The sequence below is a fragment of the Sphingobium sp. TomTYG65 genome (assembly GCF_055395525.1).
Map to the genome: position 1 here is coordinate 2271329 of NZ_AP027330.1, position 21322 is coordinate 2292650.

A 21322-nucleotide genomic window follows, 5' to 3' on the forward strand; every position below is an offset into this window, starting at 1 on the left:
GTAAGCGACAAGCCGAACCGATTAACCTGCCTCCGCAAGACAGGCCGCCAGCCCCTCGCGAAAGGTAGGGTAACGCGGTGTCCAGCCCAGCAGCCGCTTTGCCCGCCCATTCGCGACCCGCCGGTTTTCGGCGTAGAAAGACCGCGCCATGGGCGGAAGCTGCGCGTCTTCCAGCGTCAGCAGCGGCGGGAGGGACTGCCCCAGCATCGCGCAGGCCGCCTCGATCAACCGGTTCTGCGCGCAGGGCAGATCGTCGGCCAGATTATAGACGCCCGGAGACCCGTCAAAGGACGCCACTATTCCCGCGACGATGTCATCGACATGCGCACGGCTGAAAATCTGATCCGGCAAGTCAATGCGGTGCGCCCGCCCTTCCCGCACGCGGTCCAGCGCCGACCGGCCCGGCCCATAGATGCCGGGCAAGCGGAAGCGGCGCATGTCGGGCCGAAGCGCGCCCCAGTCCGCATCCGCCTGCACCCGTGCCCCGCGACGTCCAGAGCCCACAGGACTGCTCTCATCCACCCAGGCGCCCGCCGCATCGCCATAGACGCCGGTCGAGGAGAGATAGCCGGTCCACAGCGCCGGGGCGGCGGCGATCGCAGCGCCATAGCGGGTCAGGACGGGATCGGCTTCGCCTTCGGGCGGAACGGAAGACAGGATGTGGGTCGCTTGGGCGATGGCGGCTCGAACTGCGCTATCGTCATCAAAGGCAAGCGCTCCGGCGTCAGCGGTGCGGCGCACGCCCGTGACATGCCAGCCTTCAGCCTGCAGGCGGGTGGCCAAGCGGGAGCCCGTATAGCCCATGCCGAAGATCAGCATATGGGGCATTTCACCCACCTCCGGGCAGTGTTAAACGGTAAAGCTCTCGCCGCAGCCGCAGCTGCCCTTGGCATTGGGGTTGTTAAAGACGAACCCGGCGGTGAAATCGTCCTCCACCCAATCCATCGTCGATCCCACCAGATAGAGTACCGACCCGCCATCGATGTAGAAGGTGCCGCCCGGCGTTTCGATCTTCTCGTCGAACTTGGCTTCCTCAGTCACATAATCGACCGAATAGGCAAGGCCAGAACAGCCCCGGCGCGGAGTCGACAGCTTGACGCCGATCGCCCCCTCCGGCGCTTGGCGCATCAGGTCCGCAATGCGCTGCTCCGCATTCGGCGTCAGGATGACGGCGGCGGGGCGCGCGCGGGTCTTGGTGTCAGTGGTCATCAGAGCATTCCCAATTCGAGCTTCGCCTCGTCCGACATTTTCTGCGGGTCCCACGGCGGGTCCCAGACAAGGTTCACCTCCACATCGCCCACGCCGGGAACAGCCCCGACGCGCAACTCGACTTCGCCCGGCATGGATTCAGCCACCGGACAATGGGGCGTCGTCAGCGTCATGGTGACCACCGCATGGCCACCATCCGTCACATCGACCCCATAAACGAGCCCGAGGTCATAGATGTTCACCGGAATCTCAGGGTCGTAAATCTCCTTGAGCGCGTCGATGATCGCATCATAGAGATTGCCGCCCGGCTCACCCGCAGGCACCGCCGTCGGCTTCTGCGCCAGGAACCCCTCCAGATAGTCGCGCTGGCGCGGAGCCTCATCGACGCGCGCCTTGGGCGGCGTGTCCACCGCCTCCACCTCTTCGACCAATATCTTGCGCTCTTCGTTCATCCGAAGATCTTCCTCACTCGTTCGATGCCCTTGACCAGCGCATCCACATCGCTCTCGTCGCTGTAGATGCCGAAGCTGGCCCGCGCGGTCGCTTCAACGCCCAGATGCCGCATCAGCGGCTGCGCGCAATGATGCCCGGCGCGGATGGCGACGCCCGTTTCGTCCAATATGGTGCCCACGTCATGCGGATGCACCCCCTCGACCTCGAAGGAAAGGATGCCCGCACTGTCTTCAGGCCCGAAGACGCGCACGCTGTTCAGGCTTTCCAGCGCAGCCCGCGCCTTGCTCACCAGCATGCACTCATGGGCGTGGATCGCGTCCAGCCCGATGCCTAGAACATAATCGATCGCCGCCGAAAGGCCGACGACCCCGGTGATATGCGGCGTCCCCGCCTCGAACCGCGTCGGCGCGGGCGCATAGGTCGTCTTTTCGAAGGTCACCTTGTCGATCATCGACCCGCCCCCCTGATAGGGCGGCATCGCATCCAGCAATTCCTTGCGTCCCCACAGCGCGCCGATCCCGGTCGGGCCGTAGAGCTTGTGCGCGGAAAAGACGTAGAAGTCGCAATCCAGCGCCTGCACATTGACGGCAAGGCGCGGCACCGCCTGGCATCCGTCGATCAATATCTTCGCGCCCACCCCATGGGCGATGTCAGTAGCGCGGCGGACATTGAGGACGCTGCCCAGCACGTTGGAGACATGGGCCAGCGCGACCATCTTGTGCGCAGGCGTGATCATCGCCTGCATGGCATCAAGGTCGATCTTGCCATCGGCCGTCAGCGGCACGACGTCGATCTGCGCGCCCACGCGCTCCGCCACGATCTGCCAAGGAACGATATTGCTGTGATGCTCCAGCATCGACAGCAGGATGCGGTCGCCCGCCTTCAGCTGCGTGCCTGCCCAGCTATGCGCGACCAGGTTGATCCCCTCGGTCGCGCCGCGGACATAGACGATCTCGCTGTCCGAAGCTGCGCCGATGAAGTCAGCGACCTTCCGCCGGGCAGCCTCATAGGCGAGCGTCATATTGGCCGAGCGCTCATAAACGCCACGATGGACCGTCGCATAGTCCGGGCCATAGGCGCGGGCGATGGCGTCGATAACGGCATTGGGCTTCTGCGCGGTGGCCGCGCTGTCGAGATAGTGCCAGCTGCCGACGCCGGGGAAGTCGTCCCTTAGCCTTGATAATCCGTTCGGGCTGAGCTTGTCGAAGCCCGGCGCGCGTCCTTCGACAGGCTCAGGACGAACGGACGTGGGTTCAGCCGTCATACCAGCGCCTCCAACTTGGCCAGCGCCGCCGCCTCCAGCTGGTCCTTCACCGCTTCATCCGCCACATCATCGAACACGCCGGCGACGAACGCCTTCAGCAGCAGCGTCTTGGCGGTCGCCGGGTCCATGCCGCGCGAGGCCATGTAGAATAGCGCCTGCTTGTCCAACTCGCCCACCGTGGCGCCATGGGCGCATTTCACGTCGTCGGCATAGATTTCCAGTTCCGGCTTCGCATTGGCGGTCGCCGTGCGGTCGAGCAGCATCGCCTTCACGGACTGGAATGCGTCGGTGCGCTGCGCGTCGCGGGCTACATTGATCGACCCCAGATAGCTTCCGGTCGCCCGCTGGCCCAGGATCGAGCGGATCGTCTGCCCGCTGGTCGCGTCCGGCTCCGCATGGGTGACGGAGGTAATGATCTCCAGCACCTGGTCGCCGCCGCCAATGATCGCGCCGTTCAGTTCGAAATGCGAACCCTTGCCCAGCCTCACGGCCAAGGTCACGCGGCCGAACTTGCCGCCAATGTTGAGGACATGGAAGTCGAGCCGCGCACCGTCCGCGATGGTGATGACATAATCATGCACCGCCGCCGCGCCTTCGGCTGCCTCCTGCAACAGGTGATGATGCGCCGTGTTCCCCGCCGCAACGTCGATGGGCGTCGGCACAGGCGTCGGCCAAATGGAGGCGACCGCCTCCAGATCGCTATAGCGCCATTCCTCCTGCTTGCGCGTGGGCAAAGCGAGCGCGGTCATAGCCGAGACTCCTCCGCGTCTCCGCGTGAACGAAATTTTCTCGGCGCTCATGCGGCGACCACCTCGGCATAGCCTTCGCGTTCCAGCTCCAGCGCCAGTTCCGGCCCGCCCGACTTCACGATCCGTCCGCCGGCAAGCACATGGACGAAGTCCGGCTTCACATAGTCGAGCAGCCGCTGATAGTGGGTGATGAGCAGCACCGCCTTTTCAGGCTTGCGCATGATGGCGTTGATGCCTGAGCCCACGATCTTGAGCGCGTCGATGTCGAGCCCGGAATCCGTCTCGTCCAATATCGCCAGCTTGGGATCGAGGATACCCATCTGCACCATTTCGGCGCGCTTCTTCTCGCCACCCGAAAAGCCGACATTCACCGGCCGCTTCAGCATCTCCATGTCGAGGCCGAGCAGGCGCGCCTTTTCCTTGGCCAGCTTGATGAACTCGCCGCCCGAAAGCGGCTCTTCCCCGCGCGCCTTGCGCTGCGAGTTCAGGCTCTCACGCAGGAACTGGAGGTTCGAGACGCCAGGGATTTCGACGGGGTACTGGAAACCCAGGAACAGGCCAGCGGCAGCGCGCTCGTGCGGCTCCAAGCTGAACAAGTTCACACCGTTAAAAGAGGCATCGCCGCCGGTAACATCATACCCGGGTCGCCCGCCCAGCGTATAAGCCAAGGTGGACTTGCCCGCACCGTTCGGCCCCATGATCGCATGGATCTCACCCGCCTTGATGGAGAGCGACAGACCCTTCAGGATCGCCTTGCCGTCGATTTCATTCGTGAGATTGTCGATCGTCAGCATCATTCAACCCTTATGCGCGCGCTGGAGCGTCCGCGCGGTCCAAAAAGCCATGTCCCGCACATCGCCCGGCGCGGGGAAGAGCGTGTCTATATGGCGCTTGATCGGCATATAGGGCCACCAGTCGGCGCCAGGTTCAGGCGCGCCCTTTTCCAGCACGCCGGTCACGAATTCGGTCACCGGACCCATGCGCGCGAGATTGGGGGCCTTCGCCTTGTGGAAAGCCTTGTCGGTCTTCAGGCGCTCGGTAAACGCGAGGTCGCCCTTTTCCAGCGCGGCGCGGCATTGCGCCTGATAGGCGTCGAGGTCGCCGAAATCCTTGCGGGCGCGCGCTTCCAGTTCGCCTTCTTCCAGATCATAATCCTCGGTCAGGATTCGGATCGCGGCGGTCCATGCCTGACCATTGCCGACATCCTCCGCGAAATCGGCGAGGGCGTCCTGGATATCGTCTTCGTCGCTCAAATCTCAGTCCTCTGAACTTATAAATTCGTCGTCACCCCGGACCTGATCCGGGGTCCCGCTGCCTTGTCGTCCCGCGCACACCGAAGCGGGATGCCGGATCAAGTCCGGCATGACGTAGGAGAAGGATTCAAGGGTCAACCGACCGACCCCTCCAGCGAAATGCCCAGCAGCTTCTGCGCCTCGACAGCAAACTCCATCGGCAGCTGCTGCAGCACTTCCTTGGCGAAGCCGTTCACGATCAGCGACACCGCGCTTTCCTGATCCAGCCCGCGCTGCATCGCGTAGAAGAGCTGATCGTCGCTGATCTTGCTCGTCGTCGCCTCATGCTCGACCTGCGCCGAAGGGTTGCGCACCTCGATATAGGGCACGGTATGCGCGCCGCACTGGTCGCCCAGCAGCAGGCTGTCGCACTGGGTGAAGTTGCGCACGCCCTCCGCTCCCGGCGCCACGCGCACCAGACCGCGATAGGTGTTGTTGCTGCGGCCAGCCGAGATTCCCTTCGACACGATGGTCGATCGCGACCCCTTGCCATTGTGGATCATCTTGGTGCCGGTGTCAGCCTGCTGTAGATTGTTGGTCAGCGCCACCGAATAAAATTCACCGACGCTGTTTTCGCCATTCAGCACGCAGCTCGGATATTTCCAGGTGATCGCAGAGCCGGTTTCCACCTGCGTCCAGCTGACCTTGCTGTTCTTGCCCTGGCACAGCGCCCGCTTGGTCACGAAATTATAGATGCCGCCCTTGCCGTTCTCGTCGCCGGGGTACCAGTTCTGGACGGTCGAATATTTGATCTCCGCATCGTCCAGCGCGACCAGCTCGACCACGGCGGCGTGCAGCTGATTCTCATCCCGCATCGGAGCGGTGCAGCCTTCGAGATAGGAGACATAGCTCCCCTCATCCGCCACGATCAGCGTGCGTTCGAACTGTCCCGTATTCTCCGCATTGATACGGAAATAGGTGGAAAGCTCCATCGGGCAGCGCACGCCCTTGGGGATGTAAACGAACGTGCCGTCGGAAAAGACCGCGCAGTTCAATGTCGCGAAATAATTGTCGTGCATCGGCACGACCTTCCCCAGCCACTTTTTCACAAGGTCCGGATATTCGCGCACCGCCTCGCTGATCGATCGGAAGATGACGCCAGCCTCCTCCAGCTCCTTGCGGAAGGTGGTGGCGACCGACACACTGTCGAACACGGCGTCAACGGCGACCTTGCGGCTGCCCTTCACCCCGGCCAGCACTTCCTGCTCGGCGATCGGAATGCCCAGCTTCTGATAGGTCGCCAAAATCTCCGGATCGACCTCGTCCAGCGAATTCAGTTCCGCCTTCTTTTTCGGCTCGGCGTAATAATAGGCGTCCTGATAATCGATCGGCGGGATGTTGAGCTTGGCCCAGCCCGGCGATTCCATCGTTTGCCACAGGCGGAACGCCTTCAGCCGCCATTCCAGCAGCCATTCCGGCTCCTTCTTCTTGGCCGAGATGAAGCGGACGGTGTCCTCGTTCAGCCCCTTGGGCGCGAAATCCTGTTCGATGGCGGAGGACCAGCCATGTTCATAGGTGGAGGCGCGCTCGGCCGCCTCATGCGCTTCCAGGTTACGGATGGTGGTGGTCTCTTCGGTCATAGCGCGGCTTGTTTCTCGACTTCATCGGCCGGAAGCGACGCCTCAAGGGACGCCGAAGGGCTCGAAACGAACGGAGGTTGAAGAATGTCTCGGGTCAGGCTGGCGATGGTGACGCCCGCCAGTGCCGATCGGATCGCATCATTCGCCACGTTCATATGAGGGCGGATGCGGCAGTCCTGCTCCAACGAGCAGTCATGCGCGCCATGTTCGGCGCAGGCGGTCATCGCGATCGGCCCTTCCACCGCCTCGACGACATCCGCGAGCGTAATGGCGGCGGGCGGGCGGCTGAGGCGTACGCCCCCGCCGGTGCCCCGACTCGATTCGAGCAAGCCAGCCGCCGACAAACGGCTCACCAACTTTTGCGCGGTGGGCAGCGGGATGCCGGTTTCAGCCGACAGCGTGGTCGCGTTCATCTTCGCCGCGCCGCAATGGCGCGCAGCGGCTGACATCAGCACCACGGCATAATCTGCGAAACTCGAAAGCCTCATTGTCCGGCCAATCGCCCCGGTTGCGAACCATTCTCAAATCGGATCGAATCAATCCGATTGCGCATGTGGTCGCGCGGCAGCCCGGAATCAAGCCATTTCTGCTTGCAGCGGCCGATCAGCTGAAGCGGTTCAGCACCGCCACGTCGCCCCCCAGCGACCGGCGCAGCAGCGTCAGCTGCGCCACCGCGGTCGGCTCCGTCTGCAACTGGTGCGGGGTCAGGCCGATGAAATGCTTGATCTCACGAATGAAATGCGACTGGTCATAGAAGCGCCCGTCTTCGCACAGTTCCTGCCAGCTATGCTGGTCCAGCGCGATCCGGGCGCTACAGCGTAGCGCGCGATATTTGCGGGCGAGCAGCTTGGGCGGGCAGCCATAATAGCGGTTGGTGAGCCGTGCGAGCTGCCGCGGCGACAGGCCGGTCCGTTCCACCAGCGCCTCGATCCGGGGCGAGCCTTCATCCATCAGCCACCCATCCACCGCTTCCAGCAGCCGCCAGGTGGAATCCGACAGCGGCTCCAGCCATTGCGCAAGCTTCTCCCAGCAGTGGGCGGCCACCGCCTCCGGATCGTCCAGGTGCCGCAGCTGCGTCAGCAGGGCGGAAAGCGCGCCCTTCTTCTCTCCCGCCAAGTCACGCAAACGGTCCGCCAGCAGGCTGGCGTCACCCCCGTCCAGGCTGACCCATCCGGCAGGCAGCAGCGAAATTCCGACGACATGTGACGGGCCGTCCAATTCGAAACGGGTCGCGCCCAGAGTTGGGCCGAGCAGGCACACATCGGGGGTCGCCTTCACCATTCCATCCTGGAAATGATAATTGCCGGTGCCCTGCACCATGAAGCGCAACTGCGGCACGTCCGCGCGCGTCACGTCCGAATAATGGCCAGCCGTTTCGGTAAAAATGTAGAGGGAACCGAAATAGGCCCGCAACTGTTCGGGCGGGGCGAAATAACGCAGCCGGACCGGCCCATGCGCGGCTTCCACCATATAGGAAAGCGACGGTTCTCCGTCCCGTTCCCGACTGTGCTGCATCCCCCCGGACGCCCCGTTCCTATGTGGCCCCATATTCACCCCACGGGCCTAGTATGAAGCTTCTTTGCGCGCGCGCAAGAGCGATACTGCAGTCGCGAGAGCTTTTCCGAACCCTTTTCGAAAAAATGGCCCGGCAGAGTTAACCACCGGGCCAGTAAAAGGTCTCGTCAGCCATATGGCCTAGAGCCTTCGGGTCGCAACATCGTCATAAGTCCGAATCGGATCCGGTTGATTGGATGGATCGGACATATGCAGAACTGAATCGGGACGATTCTGAATGAATCGCGGGCGGAAATTATCCTTTGGTATCAACTGTTGCGCTCTTGCCACAGCGACTCGACGGCAGGCGTTCGGGCTGGCATAGCGCGCCCCATGTCCTACAGCCTGATCCGCCCCTTGTTCTTCGCGCTGGATGCCGAACGCGCGCATCATCTTTCGATCGCCCTGCTGCGCCTGATGCCAGCTCCGGCTCCGATTCGCCCCGACCCGGCGCTTGCGCAATGCGTCGCTGGGATAAACTTCCCCAACCCCGTTGGCCTGGCGGCAGGCTATGACAAGGAAGGTCTGGTCGCGCACAAGATGCACGGGCTGGGCTTCGGTTTTACCGAGCTTGGCACGCTGACCCCGATGCCACAGCCGGGCAATCCCCAGCCGCGCCTGTTCCGTCTGGTGGAAGACCGGGCGGTCATCAACCGCATGGGCTTCAACAATGGCGGCCTTGCCGCTGCGGCGGAACGAGTCGCCAAGCGCCGCCGGGAACCGGGTCAAGGCGGCCCGATCGTCGGCATCAATATCGGCGCTAACAAGGACGCGGCCGACCGGATCGCCGACTATGTGACCGGCGTGACCTGCATGGCCCCGCTCGCCGATTATCTGACGGTCAACATCTCCTCCCCTAACACGCCGGGCCTGCGCGCGCTGCAGGACCGGGCGGCGCTGGACCAGTTGCTGGGGGCCGTCATGGCGGCGCGCGGCACCGGCAAGACGCCCATTTTCCTCAAGGTCGCGCCTGACCTGGAGCCCGCCGATGTGGAAGATATCGCGGCCGCCTGCCTCGACCACAGGGTCGATGCGCTGATCGTTTCCAACACCACCATTTCGCGCCCGCCGCTGCGTTCCCCCCATGCCGGGGAGAGCGGCGGCCTTTCGGGCGCGCCGCTTACCGACCTGTCGCTGCAGCGGCTGCGCGATTTCCGCCGCATCCTGGGCAACCGTCTGCCATTGATCGGCGTCGGCGGCATTGCGACGGCCGAACAAGCCTATGCCCGGCTGCGCGCCGGGGCGAGCCTCATCCAGCTCTACAGTGCGCTCGTCTATGAAGGCCCCCATCTCCCCAAGCGCATCAATGCTGGGCTGAAGCGGCTGATGGCGCGCGACGGCTTCACCCATATCGGCCAGGTCATCGGCATCGACGCCTGATCTGAAGGACTTGCGGCGCGGGGGCGGGGCTATAGGGTAGCGCGCATGACGCTCCGCCTTCCCGGCCTGCTGGCCTTCCTCGCCTTCGCCGCCCTTGCCCCCGCGCCGCTTGCCGCGCGGGAGCCCCTTGCGCTCAACGCCACCGTATCCGCCGCGGACCCGCGCGCGGCGGAAGCCGGGCAGGAGATGCTCCGCCAAGGGGGCAGCGCGACCGACGCCGCGATCGCCATGATGCTCGCCCTCAATGTCGTCGAACCGCATAATAGCGGCATCGGCGGCGGCGGCTTCCTGATGCACCATGATGGCGAGACGGGTCTGCTCGAATCGATCGATGGGCGGGAAACCGCTCCGGCAGCGGCGCGGCCCGACCGTTTCATGGGGGCGGACGGTCAGCCGCTCGCCTTCCGCTCCGCCTGGCCGGGCGGCTATTCGGTCGGGGTGCCCGGCAACCTCCGCCTGGCGTGGGAAGCGCATCGCAAATGGGGCAAGCTTCCCTGGGCCAAACTGTTCGAACCGGCGATCCGTCTGGCCGAAAATGGCTTTGAAGTACGCCAACGGCTAGCCACGGCGATGAAGGCGGTGGCGCCGATCTGGGTCGACTTCCCGGAGATCCAGAAATATTTCTGGGTCGATGGCGCGCCCGCACCCATCGGCGCCACGCTTAAAAATCCGCCGCTTGCCGCCCTTTTCCGCCGCGTGGCGGCTGAAGGACCGGACGCCTTTTATACGGGCGAGACGGCAAAGACGATCGCGGCCACCGTCACCAACGCGCCCAAAAATCCCGTGCCGATGACGGAAGCGGACCTTGCCGCCTATCAGGTGAAGGCGCGCAAGCCCGTCTGCGGTCCCTATCGCGCCTACACCATCTGCGGCATGGGGCCGGCCTCGGCAGGCGGGATCACCGTCCTCCAGATATTGGGCATGGTGGAACGCTTTCCGCTGGCACAGTGGGGGAAGGACGATCCGCGATCCTGGCATGTGATCGGCGAAGCCATGCGCCTTGCCTATGCCGATCGTGACACCTGGCTCGGCGATCCCGAGTTCGTCTCGGTGCCGATCGCAGGGCTCATCGACCCCGCTTATCTCAAGAAACGCTCCGCGCTCATCGCGCTTGGCCGCAGCCTCAACGACTATCGCCCCGGCACCCCGCCCGGCGCACAGGCGCGCACCGCCGCCCTGCCCCAGCCCGAAAGCGGCACCAGCCATTTCGTCGCGGTGGACCGTAATGGCGACATTGCCGCCTGGACCTCCACCATCGAAAGCTTCTTCGGCAGCCAGTTGATCGCCAATGGCGTGATCCTGAACAATGAACTCACCGATTTCAGCTTCACGCCCGAAAAGAACGGCGCGCCGGTCGCCAACCGTGTGGAACCCGGCAAGCGTCCGCTGTCGTCCATGTCGCCGACCATCGTCTATGATGCAAAAGGGACGCCGATCTTCACCATCGGCGCGGCGGGCGGCCGCACCATCATCATGCAGGTGGCCAAGGCGCTGATCGCCCATTTCGACTGGGGCCTGTCGGCGCAGGACTCCATTGCGCTGGGGCTTGAATTTTTCGACGCCAACGGCCTCGTCCTTGAAAAGGACACGGCGCTGGAAAAGATGAAGGCTCCGCTCGAAACCCTAGGCCATAAGGTGACGATCGCGCCCATGGGGCTCAAGGCGAATGCGGCCGAACGCACCCCGGACGGACACTGGCTAGGCGCCGCCGACCCGAGGAGTCCAGGCGTTTCATTGCAAGAGTAAGGCCCGTCACCCCAGCGCAAGCTGGGTCTCCGGCCCTCTAACGCGACCGCTCTGGAAGGTTCCAGCTTTCGCTGGGGTGATGTTGCGCTGAGAACGCCGTCACTTCTTCATATCCAAGCCCGCCACCTTGAACTCGAATGGGAAGGTCTTGTCCTTCGGACCCACGACCAGATTGACCTTCACCGTCTTGCTCCGCTCCACCGCCTGATAGGCTTTCGCGGCCGGCAGCACTTCGATCCCGTCCTTGTTCTCGGTCATCCGTCCGCGCCACTCATGGCGCTTTCCATCATCGGTGACCGCCGTGACGCGGCAGTCGGACAGGTCGCAGCTGAAGGGCGCGCCGACCAGCTTCACCGTCACTTCGCCGCCGCCTTCCGGCATCGGCTGCACCAGCAGCACCGAAAATGTGTCCTCGGCCGTCATGGTCTGGACGCTGTTGGCGCTGCCGATATAGGCAAGCTTGGGCTTGCCACCTTCGCCCGCTTCATATTTCCACTGCTGGCCGATCTGCTCGCGCTGGGTCGGCCCCTTGTCCTCGCCTGAACAGGCCGCGATCAGCCCGACCGCCGCCAGCGCCAAAATCCCGCGCATCGCGCTTCTCCTTTTCCGTTTCGCCTGCGTAAAGGAGAACGCGCGCAACCCGAGAGGTTTCCCCTTCAGCTATAGCGCGCGGCGGTCTGCCGGATCAGCGCGATCATGTTGGGGATGCCCTGTGTGCGATTGGAGCTGAGCTGATTGCGCAGGTCGAAGGGCTCAAGCGCCCCCTCGATATCGGCAGCACTGATCGCGGCGGGCGTCTGGTCCTGCACCGTCAGCAGCACCAATGCGATGATCCCCTTGGTGATCGCCGCATTGCTGTCCGCCAGAAAGTGCAACCGTCCGTCATCCAGCACGGTGGGATAGACCCACACTGCCGCCGAACAGCCGCGCACCAGCGTCGCATCGGTTTTCAGCGCATCGGGCATCGGCTCCAGCGCGCGGCCCAGATCGATCAGCAGCCGGTAACGGTCGTCGGCGTCCAGAAATTCATATTCTTCCTGAAGATCGGCAAGGGCGGGCACATCGGTCATATGGCGCATATAGGAGGAAATGCTGCCCGCGAAAGCCGCTTTTCCATTGAAGCCGGTGACTTCTCTTCCGTTCGTTTCGAGCCCTTCGACTGCCTGCCAGGCAGGTGCTCAGGACAGGCCAAGCCCGAGAAGCAGGTAGGCAATGCTCGCCTTCACCTTCTGAACTCGGCTCTGCCTTGTTTCTCGAACTCAGAGGTCCACGCCCGCCGCAATCGCCTCCAGCTTGCGGATGCGTTCCTTAAGGTCAGCGACCTCGATCCGCGCGCTGGCCGAGGGCGGCGCTTCTCCACCCGCACACGCCAGTTCCGCCCGCTTTAGCTCCAGCCATCCGCTCCACCCGCGCAAGGCGGCCACCGCGACGATCGTGAGGCCCAGCAGAGCGCTCAGCGACAGAATGAGCATTGAAAGAGGCTCGTCCATATCGTCACTCCTCAGTCGCGCTCGCGCAGCAGGTCGAACTCGCGCTCCAGCGCACTGCTGCTGTCCGTCGCCAGCCGTTCCAGAACGGCGACGCGGTCCTTCAGCGCCTTGAGTTCCGCCCGCAGCCGCTCCGCTTCGGGATCGGGTCCACGCTGCACGAACTCCTCGCCCCGATGGCGGCGCACGATCCCATATTTTGCGCGCACGATGCTCGCCACGGCGGCGATGGCGACGATGGCCACGACCATTTCAAACGGGTTCATATCTTTGCCTCCCTGTTTCGCGCCTCAGCGCAGGCTTTCGATCTCGTCCGCCAGCCTGCTATTGCGGCTCGTATAAAAGGATTCGATGTCGGCCAGCCGCCGGTCGATGTCGCGGAACTTGGACCGCACGTCCCGGGTCGAGCGCGCCGGATTGGACCGCACGCCTTGCCAGAATTTTTCGTCATCCCGGTCGGCATAGAGGCCCGCCGGCTTGTTCTCGGCGAAATAGGCGACCAGGAAATAAGCGATCAGCGACCAGGGAAATGCGCCCATCAGCGTCACCAGCACAGCGCCGACGCGGACCCAGGTCATATCGACCCCGGTATAGTCGGCGATGCCTGCGCACACGCCCATCCATTTGCCATTCTGCTTGTCGAGGTAGAATTTGGTGCGGCGCGCGGCCATGTCAGTTCCTCCGGTCGAGATTTGGGCGGTCGAGATTTGGGCGGTCGAAATCATAAGCGTCGTCGTGCAGCGGGCGGGACGGGCGGAAGTCGGGATTGTCGGCGGCGACGATCCGCTCCACCGTCTGCAACCTGTCCTCCAGCCGCCGCGCGAGCAGATGCAGTTCATCCAGCAGCCGCTCATCTTCCTCGGTGATCTTGGGCGCCTGCTTCCATTTGGTGGTGTAATGCAGGATCAGCCAGGGCATGCCGATGAACAGCATGCCGCAGATCATGATGGGCAGGAACACATCCTCCATGGATCACATCTCCCCTGTTCAGGCGGGCCTGTTCATGCTGGCTTTCAGCGCCGCGAGTTCGGCATCGACCTTGTCGGCGGACTGAAGGTCGGCAATCTCCTCCTCAAGGCTCTTCTTGCCTTGCCCCATGGCCAGCGCGTCGGCGCGCCCTTCGGCCATGTCGACGCGCCGTTCCAGCATGTCGAAGCGGGCGAAAGCCTCATTCACCTTTTCGCCCGCATAGGCTTCGCGCATCCGCAGCCGATTGTGGGCGCTTTCCATCCGGCTGACCAGGCTGTTCTGCCGCGTGCGCGCCTCGCGCAGCTTGGCCTGCAGCTTGGCGATATCCTCTTCCGAAGCCTTGAGCGCCTCGTCCAGCACCTCAATCTCGTGGGAAAGCTGTTCGGCCATGTCGGCGGCCTTCTGCTTTTCGACCAGAGCGGCCTTGGCCAGGTCCTCGCGATCCTTGCTGAGCGCCAGCTGCGCCTTTTCGGTCCAGCTGTCCTGCAGCCCCTGCAGCTTGCCGATATGGCGGCGCATTTCCTTCTGATCAGCGATGGTCCGCGCCGCCGAAGCGCGCACCTCGACCAGCGTTTCCTCCATTTCCAGGATGATCATCCGGATCATCTTCGCCGGGTCCTCCGCCCGGTCGAGCAGATCGGTGACATTGGCGGCGATGATGTCGCGCGTGCGTGAAAAGATACCCATGGTAACTGCAATCCTTCCGTTCAAACGGCCTTGCGCGGCGACATTGCAGAAGCCGTGCCAATTGCAGGAAAAGCCGAATTGCGGGGATTTCTCGCCGGGTGAAGACGATCACGCTTGCCAAGATGTGGTGATTTTCACCATATATTGGCAATGGAGCGCAACACGCAGTTCATCGGCCAATCCCTCGCCTTCCTCGACGCGGTCGAGCAGGCCGGGCGTGCTGCTGAGCTGAACCGCCCGATCCTCGTCATTGGCGAGCGGGGCACCGGCAAGGAACTGATCGCCGAGCGGCTCCACCGGCTTTCGCCGCGCTGGGGCGAGCCGCTCATCATCATGAATTGCGCCGCGCTACCCGAAACGCTGATCGAGGCGGAGCTGTTCGGCCATGAGCAGGGCGCCTTCACGGGCGCCACGCGCGCCCGCGCCGGGCGCTTCGAGGAAGCCGATGGCGGCACGCTCTTCCTCGATGAACTGGCGACGCTCTCCATGGCTGCGCAGGAACGGCTGCTGCGCGTCATCGAATATGGCGAAGTCACCCGCATCGGCGCGTCCCGCCCGATGACGGTCGATGTCCGCATCGTCGCGGCGACCAATGAGGACCTGCCCGCCCTTGCCGAGGCCGGCCGCTTCCGCGCCGACCTGCTCGACCGGCTGAGTTTTGAAGTCATCACCCTGCCGCCCCTGCGCGCCCGCGACGGCGATGTGGCGGTGCTGGCGGATCATTTCGGCAGGCGGATGGCGGCCGAGCTGGGCTGGCCGGAATGGCCAGGGTTCGCGCCTGCCTGCCTCGCCGATCTCGATGCCCATTCCTGGCCGGGCAATGTGCGCGAACTGCGCAATGTGGTGGAGCGCGCCGTCTATCGTTGGAACGAGCCCGCCCGGCCCATCGCGCAGATCGTCTTCGATCCCTTCGCCTCACCGTGGAAGCCGCAAGCGCCCCCGCTGCGTACCATGGAAGAGGAGGCCACGCCCCCACCCACGACTAGCCCCGCCCAAATCACGGATCTGCGCGCCGCCGTCGATGCGCATGAGGCCGCCATCGTGAAGGCCGCGCTGGAACGCCACCGCTATAACCAGCGGGCAACGGCAAAGGCGCTTGGTCTCACTTACGACCAGTTGCGCCATTGCCTGCGCAAGCACGGGCTCAGCGCCGAACGCGCCCTGTAACCACCTCCGTTCGTATCGAGCGAACGGAGCTATGCTGTTTTCACCGCGTCGGAACCGGCTCCGCGCCGGAATAATCGTAAAAGCCCTTGCCGGTCTTCTGCCCGAGCCAGCCCGCTTCCACATATTTCACCAGCAGCGGCGCGGGGCGATATTTTGAATCGCCCGTGGTCGAACGCAGTACGTTCAGGATTTCCAGGCAGGTATCCAGACCGACAAAGTCCGCCAGCTGCAGCGGCCCCATCGGATGCTTCAGCCCGAGCCGTACGCCCATGTCGATGTCCCGGATGTTCGCGACACCTTCGCCCAGAGCGAAGGCCGCTTCGTTGATCATCGGCAACAGGATGCGATTGACGACGAAGCCGGGGGAGTCGAAGGCTTGCACGACATGCTTGCCCAGGCGTTCCGCATAGGCTTCCACCACGCTCACCGTCTCGTCCGAGGTGGCAAGACCGCGGATCACTTCGATCAAAGCCATGACGGGCGCGGGATTGAAGAAGTGAACGCCGATGAACAGCGCCGGATCGGGCACGATCTGCGCCAGCCGCGTGATCGGGATGGATGACGTATTGGTCGCCAGGATGGTGCCGGGTGCGATCACGGCGGCCACATTGGCGAAGATGCTGCGCTTGATCTCCTCCCGCTCCGTCGCGGCCTCGATCACCAGCTGCGCCTCGACCAGCGGCGTCAGGTCGCCGCTCGGACGGATGCGGCCGAATATGGCCTCGCTATCCTCAGGGCTCAGCTTGCCCTTCTCCACCGCGCGGGCCAGCTGTTTCGAAATGCCCTGCAAGCCCTTCTGCGCGCGTTCCAGATCGACATCGCACAGGATCACATCGTAGCCGGCCTGCGCCGTGACCTGGGCGATGCCCGCGCCCATCTGACCGGCGCCGATGACGCCTACGGTCCGAATGTCGGTCATCCTATTGTCTCCGCGTAAATCAATTTTGCCGCCCAGTAGCGCCATGACAGGCAGTCGGCCAGCGGTTTCGCAACTCAATCACAACAGAGGCTGTGTTAATCGGGGCTGAGCGGGCGCGATGGGATGGGATGGACAGACCCGTTCACCCGGCAAGACGGTTTCGAATCGGGCATTTCCGGCTTTGCGCGGCGCGCGCATGATGGTTAAAAGGCCGCGCATGTCCGTTACCATGTCCATGCCCGTGCCGGCGGCCGGAAGGTTCATCGCCGCCGTGCATCATTTCCCCGTGCGCATCTATTTTGAGGACACGGATCTTTCGGGCCTGGTCTATCACGCCAATTATCTGCGTTATATGGAGCGCGCCCGGTCCGACATGCTGCGGGTGGCGGGCATCGACCAGCGCGCCGCGCAGGAAGACGGCACCGGCGTTTATGCCGTGACGAACCTGCAAATCGCCTATAAGCGTCCGGCGCGATTGGACGACGACCTGATGGTCGAAAGCCGCGTCACCGCGATCCGCCCTGTCGCCTGCACCATTCATCAGAGAGTCAGGCGGGGCGAGGAAATACTGACGGACGGCGAAGTCTCTGTCGCCTTCCTGACCAACCAGGGCCGCCCCACGCGGCAGCCAAAGCCCTGGATCGACATTTTCAGCCGTTTGATGAGAGGGGAAGACATCAACCCATGAGCCTTTCGATGCCCGACGTGGGCGCCGCAGTCGGCGCCGCCACCGAAGCTGCGACCATTTCGCCGCTCGCCCTGTTCCTGCAGGCGGACATCGTCGTGAAGGTGGTGATGCTGGGCCTCGTGCTCGCCAGCATCTGGACCTGGGCGATGATCATCGGCTTCAGCTTCACCCTGCGCAAGGCCAGCCGCCAGAGCAGTGCCTTTGAGGATGATTTCTGGAAGGCGGAAGATATCGACCGCTTCTACGAAGCGCGCGGCAAGGCGGATTTCCCGGCCGCCAAGGTGATGGCCGCTGGCGTCACCGAATGGCGTCGGTCCACCGCGCAGAAAGTGATCGACCGTGACGGCACGCGCGACCGCCTCGCGACCTCCATGTCCAGCATGATCGCGGCGGAGGTCGATCGCCTGTCCGACCGGCTCAATATCCTCGCCACCATCGGCTCGGTCGCACCCTTTGTCGGCTTGTTCGGCACCGTCTGGGGCATCATGCGCGCCTTCACCGCCATCGCGAAGGAACAGAACAGCTCGCTCGCCGTGGTCGCGCCGGGCATTGCCGAGGCCCTGTTCGCCACCGCCATCGGCCTGTTCGCGGCGATCCCGGCGGTCATCGCCTACAACCGCTTCAGCCATGGCATCAACCGCATGGAATCCAAGCTGACGCGCTTTGCGGACGGCTTCTATTCGACGCTGAGCCGCGAACTGGAGGCGCAGCGGTGATGGCTCCCTTGAGCCCCGTCATCCCAGCGAACGCTGGGATGTCATGCCTCCTGGGCTGCCCTCTCTTTCTTGAGATGCCAGCTTCTGCTGGCATGACAGGAATCCTGTAATGGCCATGTCCAGCCCTCCTTCCCACCGCCGGGGCCGCGGCCGCGCGCCGATGGCCGACATCAACGTAACCCCGTTAGTGGACGTGATGCTGGTGCTGCTCATCATCTTCATGGTGACGGCGCCCCTGCTCGTCACCGGCGTGCCTGTGAACCTGCCCGAAACCCGCGCCAAGGGGCTGGAGGAAGATCAGAAGCCGACGGTCGTCTCGATCGACCGGGACGGCGGCCTCTATATCGACGAAACCGAAATCAGCGACGCCGACCTCCCCGGCCGCCTCGCGGAAATCGTCTCCGCCAACGCAGGCAAGGCCGAACCGCCGCAGATTTTCCTGCGCGCCGACAAGGGGCTCGACTATGGCCGGGTCATGCGTGTGATGGGCGAACTCAACCGCGCGGGGCTTAACAAGGTGGCACTCGTCAGCACCGGCGGCGAGGCTGCCGCCGTCACGTCCGGTTCAGAATAGGGGCCATAGGACTCGAGGATGGAGCGCGCGGAGAAGATCGGCCTTGGCGTAGCGACGGCGGGACATGTCCTGCTGTTCGGCTTGCTGTCGGTGGGCTTTCTCGCCACCCCCAATCCGCTGAAGCTGAACTCCCCGCCGATGGACGTCAGCCTGGTGGACGAAGCCGCGCTCAAATCGGTCGCGCCGCAGATCTCGACCCAGCCCCCTCCACCGAGCGTCGCACCGGAGGAAGGACCGACCGAGGACGCGGCCCCCGCGCCCGTGCCCGAACCAGCACCCATTCCGGAGCCCGAGCCGGTGCCCGCGCCACCCCCGCCCAAGCCTGCTCCGCCGAAAGCTGTGGCCAAGCCCGCACCGCCAAAGCCAGCGCCTGCACCGCCCAAGAAGGACGTGCCCAAGCCCGCGCCGAAGCCCAAGCCCGCGCCTGAAAAACCCGCTCAAAAGCCTGCGCCGCAGAAGCCCAGGCCTGCAGCCGCCGCACCTGCGCCCGCCAAGGCGTCGCAAAAGCCCGCTCCCAAGGCGAAAGCGAATGCGCCCGCCCGCGCGTCCGGTCAGGGTAAGGCGGACAAGCCCAAGGGCTCTCTCCTTGGCAAGGATTTCCTGAAAGGCATCGACACCGAGTCCGACGCCCCGCGCAAGCCCGCGCCGCCGCCGGCCGCCGCCATGGGTCCGGCGCAGAAGGCCGCGCTCGATCGTCTCATCAGCGACCAGATCTACAAGCATCTGAAGCTGCCCTCCGGCGCGGATGTGGAATTGCTGGTCGCCTTCCTCGAAGTGAAGCTCGATCGCAACGGCCGCGTCATCGGCAGGCCCGAGGTGCTCGACGTCCAGGGCAAGACCCCGAGCAACAGCCCGCAAGTCTCCATCTACAAGGAACGCGCTGTCCAGGCAGTGCTCCAGGCGTCACCTTTCCAGGGGCTGCCGGCCGAATATTATGACCAGTGGAACTGGCTCAAACCCCTTAGAGTCTATGCAAGGAAAGCGCGATGAAACGCTTCGGAATAACCGCATTGCTTGCCCTTTGCGCAGCCTTTGCACCGCCCGCCCTCGCCCAGCTTTCGGTCGATGTGACGGGTGAGATCGACAGTAATCTCAAGATCGTCGTTCCCGCCCTCCCCGCACAGGCGGAAGTCTCGACGCCTGCTGGCTCGTCCAGCGATCTTGGCCGCAAGATCGCCGAAGTGATTGCCACGGACCTCAAGGGGTCGGGCCTGTTCGACCCGTCCGGTCCCGGCGGCATTCCCGCCATCTCCTTCCCCGAAGTCACCAACCCTGCATACGACAAATGGGGCGCCTACCAGGCGCTGGTGCAGGGCTTCATCCGCACCACCGGGGGCGAAGCGGACATCACCGTGGGCTGCTATCTCTATGACGTCGCGCTCAAGCAGGAACTCACGCGCCAGGGCTATGTGGTCGCCCCGCGCGATTGGCGGCGCGCCGCGCATAAATGCGCCGACGCCATCTATGCGCGTCTGTCGGGCGAAAGCCCCTTCTTCGACAGCCGCATCGCCTACATCGCGGAAAGCGGCCCCAAGGGGAACCGGACCAAGCGCCTCGCCATCATGGATTCGGACGGCGCCAACCACCGCTTCATCACCAACGGCCAGTCGATCGCACTCACCCCGCGCTTTTCGCCCGACTACAAGTCGATCGTCTATGTAAGCTATCTGGGCAGCCGGGTACGCATCTATGTCTATGACATCGGCAGCGGTCGTCAGCGGCTCGTCACCGAAAGCAACAACGCCACCTTCGCCCCGCGCTGGTCGCCTGATGGCCGCAACATTCTCTTTTCCATGGCGGTGGCGGGCAATACCGACATCTACCGCGTGTCGGCGCAGGGCGGCCAGCCGGTGCGCCTGACCACAGCGCCGGGCATCGACGTCGGCGGCAGCTACTCGCCCGACGGCACGAAGATCGTGTTCGAAAGCGATCGGTCCGGCAGCCAGCAAATCTATGTCATGAACGCCGACGGCTCCGGCCAGCGCCGCATCAGCCATGGCGGCGGCCGCTATGCCACGCCCGAATGGAGCCCGCGCGGCGACCTCGTTGCCTTTACCAAGATCAGCGGCGACTTCAAGATCGCCGTCATGACGCCGGACGGCGGCAATGAGCGCATCCTGACCAATGGCTGGCAGGATGAGCAGCCCACCTGGTCACCCAATGGCCGCGTCCTCCAATTCTTCCGCACCACAGCGGGTCGCGAAGGCACCAGCCAAGTCTGGCAGGTCGATCTTACCGGCGTCAACGAACGCCGCATCCCCACGCCCTTGAGCGGCTCCGACCCCGCCTGGGGTCCGCTGCTCCCCTGACACCATCCCCCTTTCGAGGAGACCGCTCATGAAACTCACCCGCCCCCTATTGATCGCCGGATGTGTCCTGGCCCTTGCCGCCTGCGGCAAGAAAGCGCCCAAGGACCTGCCGCCCCCGCCCGCCGACACCAGCGCGCAGACCGGGACCGGCACGGGCACCGGCACAGGCGCCCCGGTCAAGGGCAGCCAGGAGGATTTCGTCGCCTCCGTCTCGTCCGATCGCATCTTCTTCGACACCGACCAATATGATGTCGATGCGCAGGACCAGCAGACGCTGCAGAGCCAGGCCGCATGGCTGCAGCAGAACCCCAATGTCCGCGTCACGATCGAAGGCCATGCCGACGAACGTGGCACCCGCGACTATAATATCGCGCTGGGCGAGCGCCGCGCCAATGCCGCGAAAAACTACCTTGCCTCGCTCGGCATCGATCCCAGCCGCATCAATACGGTGAGCTACGGCAAGGAACGCCCGGCCGCCCTGGGTTCGGACGAAGCGTCATGGGCCCAGAACCGCCGCGCGGTGACGGTGACGGTTCAATATTGAAGCCTTAGGGTCGCACTCAACGCTTCAAGAAGCCC

Annotated in this window: 27 protein-coding genes; 9 read left to right on the forward strand and 18 right to left on the reverse strand. The window is 64.2% G+C overall.

The window, feature by feature from the left end; genetic code table 11:
- Positions 1 to 21: 21 nt before the first annotated feature.
- From ACZ5Y5_RS11220 to ACZ5Y5_RS11265, 10 genes are all read right to left on the reverse strand, one after another.
- Entirely contained in the window at positions 22 to 828 is an 807-nt protein-coding gene (locus tag ACZ5Y5_RS11220; protein ID WP_464808703.1) for a Rossmann-fold NAD(P)-binding domain-containing protein, read from the reverse strand.
- Between the two features lie 21 nt (positions 829 to 849).
- Positions 850 to 1209: a HesB/IscA family protein gene (locus tag ACZ5Y5_RS11225; protein ID WP_464808704.1), complete on the reverse strand. Its 360-nt coding sequence runs from the start codon at positions 1207 to 1209 to the stop codon at positions 850 to 852.
- The gene (locus ACZ5Y5_RS11230; RefSeq protein ID WP_464808705.1) at positions 1209 to 1661 is read right to left on the reverse strand and encodes an SUF system Fe-S cluster assembly protein; all 453 of its coding nucleotides are present in this window, start codon (positions 1659 to 1661) and stop codon (positions 1209 to 1211) included. The genes ACZ5Y5_RS11225 and ACZ5Y5_RS11230 overlap by 1 nt, the downstream gene beginning before the upstream one ends.
- Complete coding sequence (locus ACZ5Y5_RS11235; RefSeq protein WP_464808706.1) at positions 1658 to 2926, reverse strand: aminotransferase class V-fold PLP-dependent enzyme; 1269 nt, start codon at positions 2924 to 2926, stop codon at positions 1658 to 1660. Before ACZ5Y5_RS11235 ends, ACZ5Y5_RS11230 begins: the two co-directional genes overlap by 4 nt.
- Entirely contained in the window at positions 2923 to 3675 is a 753-nt protein-coding gene (locus tag ACZ5Y5_RS11240; RefSeq protein WP_464808707.1) for a SufD family Fe-S cluster assembly protein, read from the reverse strand. Before ACZ5Y5_RS11240 ends, ACZ5Y5_RS11235 begins: the two co-directional genes overlap by 4 nt.
- A gap of 47 nt (positions 3676 to 3722) precedes the next feature.
- A complete protein-coding gene (gene sufC, locus ACZ5Y5_RS11245) occupies positions 3723 to 4469 on the reverse strand; it encodes a Fe-S cluster assembly ATPase SufC (protein WP_464808708.1) in 747 nt (248 codons plus the stop codon).
- A gap of 3 nt (positions 4470 to 4472) precedes the next feature.
- On the reverse strand, positions 4473 to 4928 hold the full coding sequence (locus ACZ5Y5_RS11250) for a hypothetical protein (protein ID WP_464808709.1): 456 nt from the start codon (positions 4926 to 4928) through the stop codon (positions 4473 to 4475).
- 134 nt (positions 4929 to 5062) lie between these two features.
- Positions 5063 to 6547: a Fe-S cluster assembly protein SufB gene (sufB, locus tag ACZ5Y5_RS11255; RefSeq protein WP_464808710.1), complete on the reverse strand. Its 1485-nt coding sequence runs from the start codon at positions 6545 to 6547 to the stop codon at positions 5063 to 5065.
- Positions 6544 to 7035: an RrF2 family transcriptional regulator gene (locus tag ACZ5Y5_RS11260; RefSeq protein ID WP_464808711.1), complete on the reverse strand. Its 492-nt coding sequence runs from the start codon at positions 7033 to 7035 to the stop codon at positions 6544 to 6546. Before ACZ5Y5_RS11260 ends, sufB begins: the two co-directional genes overlap by 4 nt.
- 115 nt (positions 7036 to 7150) lie before the next feature.
- Entirely contained in the window at positions 7151 to 8062 is a 912-nt protein-coding gene (locus tag ACZ5Y5_RS11265) for a helix-turn-helix domain-containing protein (RefSeq protein ID WP_464808712.1), read from the reverse strand.
- Between the two features lie 372 nt (positions 8063 to 8434).
- Here ACZ5Y5_RS11265 and ACZ5Y5_RS11270 point away from each other — a divergent pair, with 372 nt between their 5' ends.
- On the forward strand, positions 8435 to 9481 hold the full coding sequence (locus ACZ5Y5_RS11270; RefSeq protein ID WP_464808713.1) for a quinone-dependent dihydroorotate dehydrogenase: 1047 nt from the start codon (positions 8435 to 8437) through the stop codon (positions 9479 to 9481).
- Positions 9482 to 9526: 45 nt separating this feature from the next.
- Positions 9527 to 11227 carry a gamma-glutamyltransferase gene (ggt, locus tag ACZ5Y5_RS11275; RefSeq protein ID WP_464808714.1) on the forward strand — a complete coding sequence of 567 codons (1701 nt, stop codon included), beginning with the start codon at positions 9527 to 9529 and terminating at the stop codon, positions 11225 to 11227.
- 99 nt (positions 11228 to 11326) lie between these two features.
- Here ggt and ACZ5Y5_RS11280 read toward each other — a convergent pair whose 3' ends face one another.
- From ACZ5Y5_RS11280 to pspA, 7 genes are all read right to left on the reverse strand, one after another.
- Complete coding sequence (locus ACZ5Y5_RS11280) at positions 11327 to 11818, reverse strand: hypothetical protein (RefSeq protein ID WP_464808715.1); 492 nt, start codon at positions 11816 to 11818, stop codon at positions 11327 to 11329.
- Positions 11819 to 11883: 65 nt separating this feature from the next.
- Complete coding sequence (locus tag ACZ5Y5_RS11285; protein ID WP_464808716.1) at positions 11884 to 12306, reverse strand: SufE family protein; 423 nt, start codon at positions 12304 to 12306, stop codon at positions 11884 to 11886.
- Positions 12307 to 12486: 180 nt separating this feature from the next.
- On the reverse strand, positions 12487 to 12717 hold the full coding sequence (locus tag ACZ5Y5_RS11290) for a hypothetical protein (protein WP_464808717.1): 231 nt from the start codon (positions 12715 to 12717) through the stop codon (positions 12487 to 12489).
- 11 nt (positions 12718 to 12728) lie between these two features.
- Entirely contained in the window at positions 12729 to 12980 is a 252-nt protein-coding gene (locus ACZ5Y5_RS11295) for a hypothetical protein (protein ID WP_464808718.1), read from the reverse strand.
- Between the two features lie 24 nt (positions 12981 to 13004).
- Entirely contained in the window at positions 13005 to 13385 is a 381-nt protein-coding gene (gene pspC / locus ACZ5Y5_RS11300) for an envelope stress response membrane protein PspC (RefSeq protein WP_464808719.1), read from the reverse strand.
- Position 13386: 1 nt separating this feature from the next.
- Complete coding sequence (pspB, locus tag ACZ5Y5_RS11305; protein ID WP_464808720.1) at positions 13387 to 13683, reverse strand: envelope stress response membrane protein PspB; 297 nt, start codon at positions 13681 to 13683, stop codon at positions 13387 to 13389.
- Positions 13684 to 13701: 18 nt separating this feature from the next.
- Positions 13702 to 14370 carry a phage shock protein PspA gene (pspA, locus tag ACZ5Y5_RS11310; protein WP_464808721.1) on the reverse strand — a complete coding sequence of 223 codons (669 nt, stop codon included), beginning with the start codon at positions 14368 to 14370 and terminating at the stop codon, positions 13702 to 13704.
- 150 nt (positions 14371 to 14520) lie between these two features.
- Between pspA and pspF the strand changes: the two genes are divergently transcribed.
- Positions 14521 to 15537 (forward strand): phage shock protein operon transcriptional activator, encoded by a 1017-nt coding sequence (pspF, locus tag ACZ5Y5_RS11315; RefSeq protein ID WP_464808722.1) that lies wholly within the window; start codon positions 14521 to 14523, stop codon positions 15535 to 15537.
- A 40-nt stretch (positions 15538 to 15577) separates the two neighbouring features.
- Here the strand turns inward: pspF and ACZ5Y5_RS11320 are convergent, their stop codons facing one another.
- The gene (locus tag ACZ5Y5_RS11320) at positions 15578 to 16456 is read right to left on the reverse strand and encodes a 3-hydroxyacyl-CoA dehydrogenase NAD-binding domain-containing protein (protein WP_464808723.1); all 879 of its coding nucleotides are present in this window, start codon (positions 16454 to 16456) and stop codon (positions 15578 to 15580) included.
- A gap of 217 nt (positions 16457 to 16673) precedes the next feature.
- Between ACZ5Y5_RS11320 and ybgC the strand changes: the two genes are divergently transcribed.
- From ybgC to pal, 6 genes are all read left to right on the forward strand, one after another.
- Positions 16674 to 17144 (forward strand): tol-pal system-associated acyl-CoA thioesterase, encoded by a 471-nt coding sequence (gene ybgC, locus ACZ5Y5_RS11325; protein ID WP_464808724.1) that lies wholly within the window; start codon positions 16674 to 16676, stop codon positions 17142 to 17144.
- A complete protein-coding gene (tolQ, locus tag ACZ5Y5_RS11330; protein ID WP_464808725.1) occupies positions 17141 to 17860 on the forward strand; it encodes a protein TolQ in 720 nt (239 codons plus the stop codon). The genes ybgC and tolQ overlap by 4 nt, the downstream gene beginning before the upstream one ends.
- A gap of 109 nt (positions 17861 to 17969) precedes the next feature.
- The gene (tolR, locus tag ACZ5Y5_RS11335; protein WP_464808726.1) at positions 17970 to 18434 is read left to right on the forward strand and encodes a protein TolR; all 465 of its coding nucleotides are present in this window, start codon (positions 17970 to 17972) and stop codon (positions 18432 to 18434) included.
- Positions 18435 to 18452: 18 nt separating this feature from the next.
- Entirely contained in the window at positions 18453 to 19424 is a 972-nt protein-coding gene (locus tag ACZ5Y5_RS11340) for a cell envelope biogenesis protein TolA (RefSeq protein ID WP_464808727.1), read from the forward strand.
- On the forward strand, positions 19421 to 20743 hold the full coding sequence (tolB, locus tag ACZ5Y5_RS11345; protein ID WP_464808728.1) for a Tol-Pal system beta propeller repeat protein TolB: 1323 nt from the start codon (positions 19421 to 19423) through the stop codon (positions 20741 to 20743). Before ACZ5Y5_RS11340 ends, tolB begins: the two co-directional genes overlap by 4 nt.
- Positions 20744 to 20771: 28 nt before the next feature.
- Entirely contained in the window at positions 20772 to 21287 is a 516-nt protein-coding gene (gene pal, locus ACZ5Y5_RS11350; RefSeq protein ID WP_464808729.1) for a peptidoglycan-associated lipoprotein Pal, read from the forward strand.
- Positions 21288 to 21322: the final 35 nt, after the last annotated feature.

What these genes read in the sequence shown, in the direction of transcription:
- tolQ (WP_464808725.1), top strand. Translation starts at nt 17,141, where the DNA reads ATGAGCCTTTCGATGCCCGACGTGGGCGCCGCAGTCGGCGCCGCCACC.
- ACZ5Y5_RS11270 (WP_464808713.1), top strand. Translation starts at nt 8,435, where the DNA reads ATGTCCTACAGCCTGATCCGCCCCTTGTTCTTCGCGCTGGATGCCGAA.
- ACZ5Y5_RS11290 (WP_464808717.1), bottom strand. Translation starts at nt 12,717, where the DNA reads ATGGACGAGCCTCTTTCAATGCTCATTCTGTCGCTGAGCGCTCTGCTG.
- pspC (WP_464808719.1), bottom strand. Translation starts at nt 13,385, where the DNA reads ATGGCCGCGCGCCGCACCAAATTCTACCTCGACAAGCAGAATGGCAAA.
- ACZ5Y5_RS11220 (WP_464808703.1), bottom strand. Translation starts at nt 828, where the DNA reads ATGCCCCATATGCTGATCTTCGGCATGGGCTATACGGGCTCCCGCTTG.
- ACZ5Y5_RS11320 (WP_464808723.1), bottom strand. Translation starts at nt 16,456, where the DNA reads ATGACCGACATTCGGACCGTAGGCGTCATCGGCGCCGGTCAGATGGGC.
- ggt (WP_464808714.1), top strand. Translation starts at nt 9,527, where the DNA reads ATGACGCTCCGCCTTCCCGGCCTGCTGGCCTTCCTCGCCTTCGCCGCC.
- tolB (WP_464808728.1), top strand. Translation starts at nt 19,421, where the DNA reads ATGAAACGCTTCGGAATAACCGCATTGCTTGCCCTTTGCGCAGCCTTT.
- ACZ5Y5_RS11280 (WP_464808715.1), bottom strand. Translation starts at nt 11,818, where the DNA reads ATGCGCGGGATTTTGGCGCTGGCGGCGGTCGGGCTGATCGCGGCCTGT.
- ACZ5Y5_RS11260 (WP_464808711.1), bottom strand. Translation starts at nt 7,035, where the DNA reads ATGAGGCTTTCGAGTTTCGCAGATTATGCCGTGGTGCTGATGTCAGCC.
- sufC (WP_464808708.1), bottom strand. Translation starts at nt 4,469, where the DNA reads ATGCTGACGATCGACAATCTCACGAATGAAATCGACGGCAAGGCGATC.
- pspF (WP_464808722.1), top strand. Translation starts at nt 14,521, where the DNA reads ATGGAGCGCAACACGCAGTTCATCGGCCAATCCCTCGCCTTCCTCGAC.
- pal (WP_464808729.1), top strand. Translation starts at nt 20,772, where the DNA reads ATGAAACTCACCCGCCCCCTATTGATCGCCGGATGTGTCCTGGCCCTT.
- ACZ5Y5_RS11225 (WP_464808704.1), bottom strand. Translation starts at nt 1,209, where the DNA reads ATGACCACTGACACCAAGACCCGCGCGCGCCCCGCCGCCGTCATCCTG.
- ACZ5Y5_RS11240 (WP_464808707.1), bottom strand. Translation starts at nt 3,675, where the DNA reads ATGACCGCGCTCGCTTTGCCCACGCGCAAGCAGGAGGAATGGCGCTAT.
- tolR (WP_464808726.1), top strand. Translation starts at nt 17,970, where the DNA reads ATGGCCATGTCCAGCCCTCCTTCCCACCGCCGGGGCCGCGGCCGCGCG.
- ACZ5Y5_RS11235 (WP_464808706.1), bottom strand. Translation starts at nt 2,926, where the DNA reads ATGACGGCTGAACCCACGTCCGTTCGTCCTGAGCCTGTCGAAGGACGC.
- ACZ5Y5_RS11265 (WP_464808712.1), bottom strand. Translation starts at nt 8,062, where the DNA reads ATGCAGCACAGTCGGGAACGGGACGGAGAACCGTCGCTTTCCTATATG.
- ybgC (WP_464808724.1), top strand. Translation starts at nt 16,674, where the DNA reads ATGTCCGTTACCATGTCCATGCCCGTGCCGGCGGCCGGAAGGTTCATC.
- ACZ5Y5_RS11285 (WP_464808716.1), bottom strand. Translation starts at nt 12,306, where the DNA reads ATGCGCCATATGACCGATGTGCCCGCCCTTGCCGATCTTCAGGAAGAA.
- ACZ5Y5_RS11295 (WP_464808718.1), bottom strand. Translation starts at nt 12,980, where the DNA reads ATGAACCCGTTTGAAATGGTCGTGGCCATCGTCGCCATCGCCGCCGTG.
- pspB (WP_464808720.1), bottom strand. Translation starts at nt 13,683, where the DNA reads ATGGAGGATGTGTTCCTGCCCATCATGATCTGCGGCATGCTGTTCATC.
- sufB (WP_464808710.1), bottom strand. Translation starts at nt 6,547, where the DNA reads ATGACCGAAGAGACCACCACCATCCGTAACCTGGAAGCGCATGAGGCG.
- pspA (WP_464808721.1), bottom strand. Translation starts at nt 14,370, where the DNA reads ATGGGTATCTTTTCACGCACGCGCGACATCATCGCCGCCAATGTCACC.
- ACZ5Y5_RS11230 (WP_464808705.1), bottom strand. Translation starts at nt 1,661, where the DNA reads ATGAACGAAGAGCGCAAGATATTGGTCGAAGAGGTGGAGGCGGTGGAC.
- ACZ5Y5_RS11340 (WP_464808727.1), top strand. Translation starts at nt 18,453, where the DNA reads ATGGAGCGCGCGGAGAAGATCGGCCTTGGCGTAGCGACGGCGGGACAT.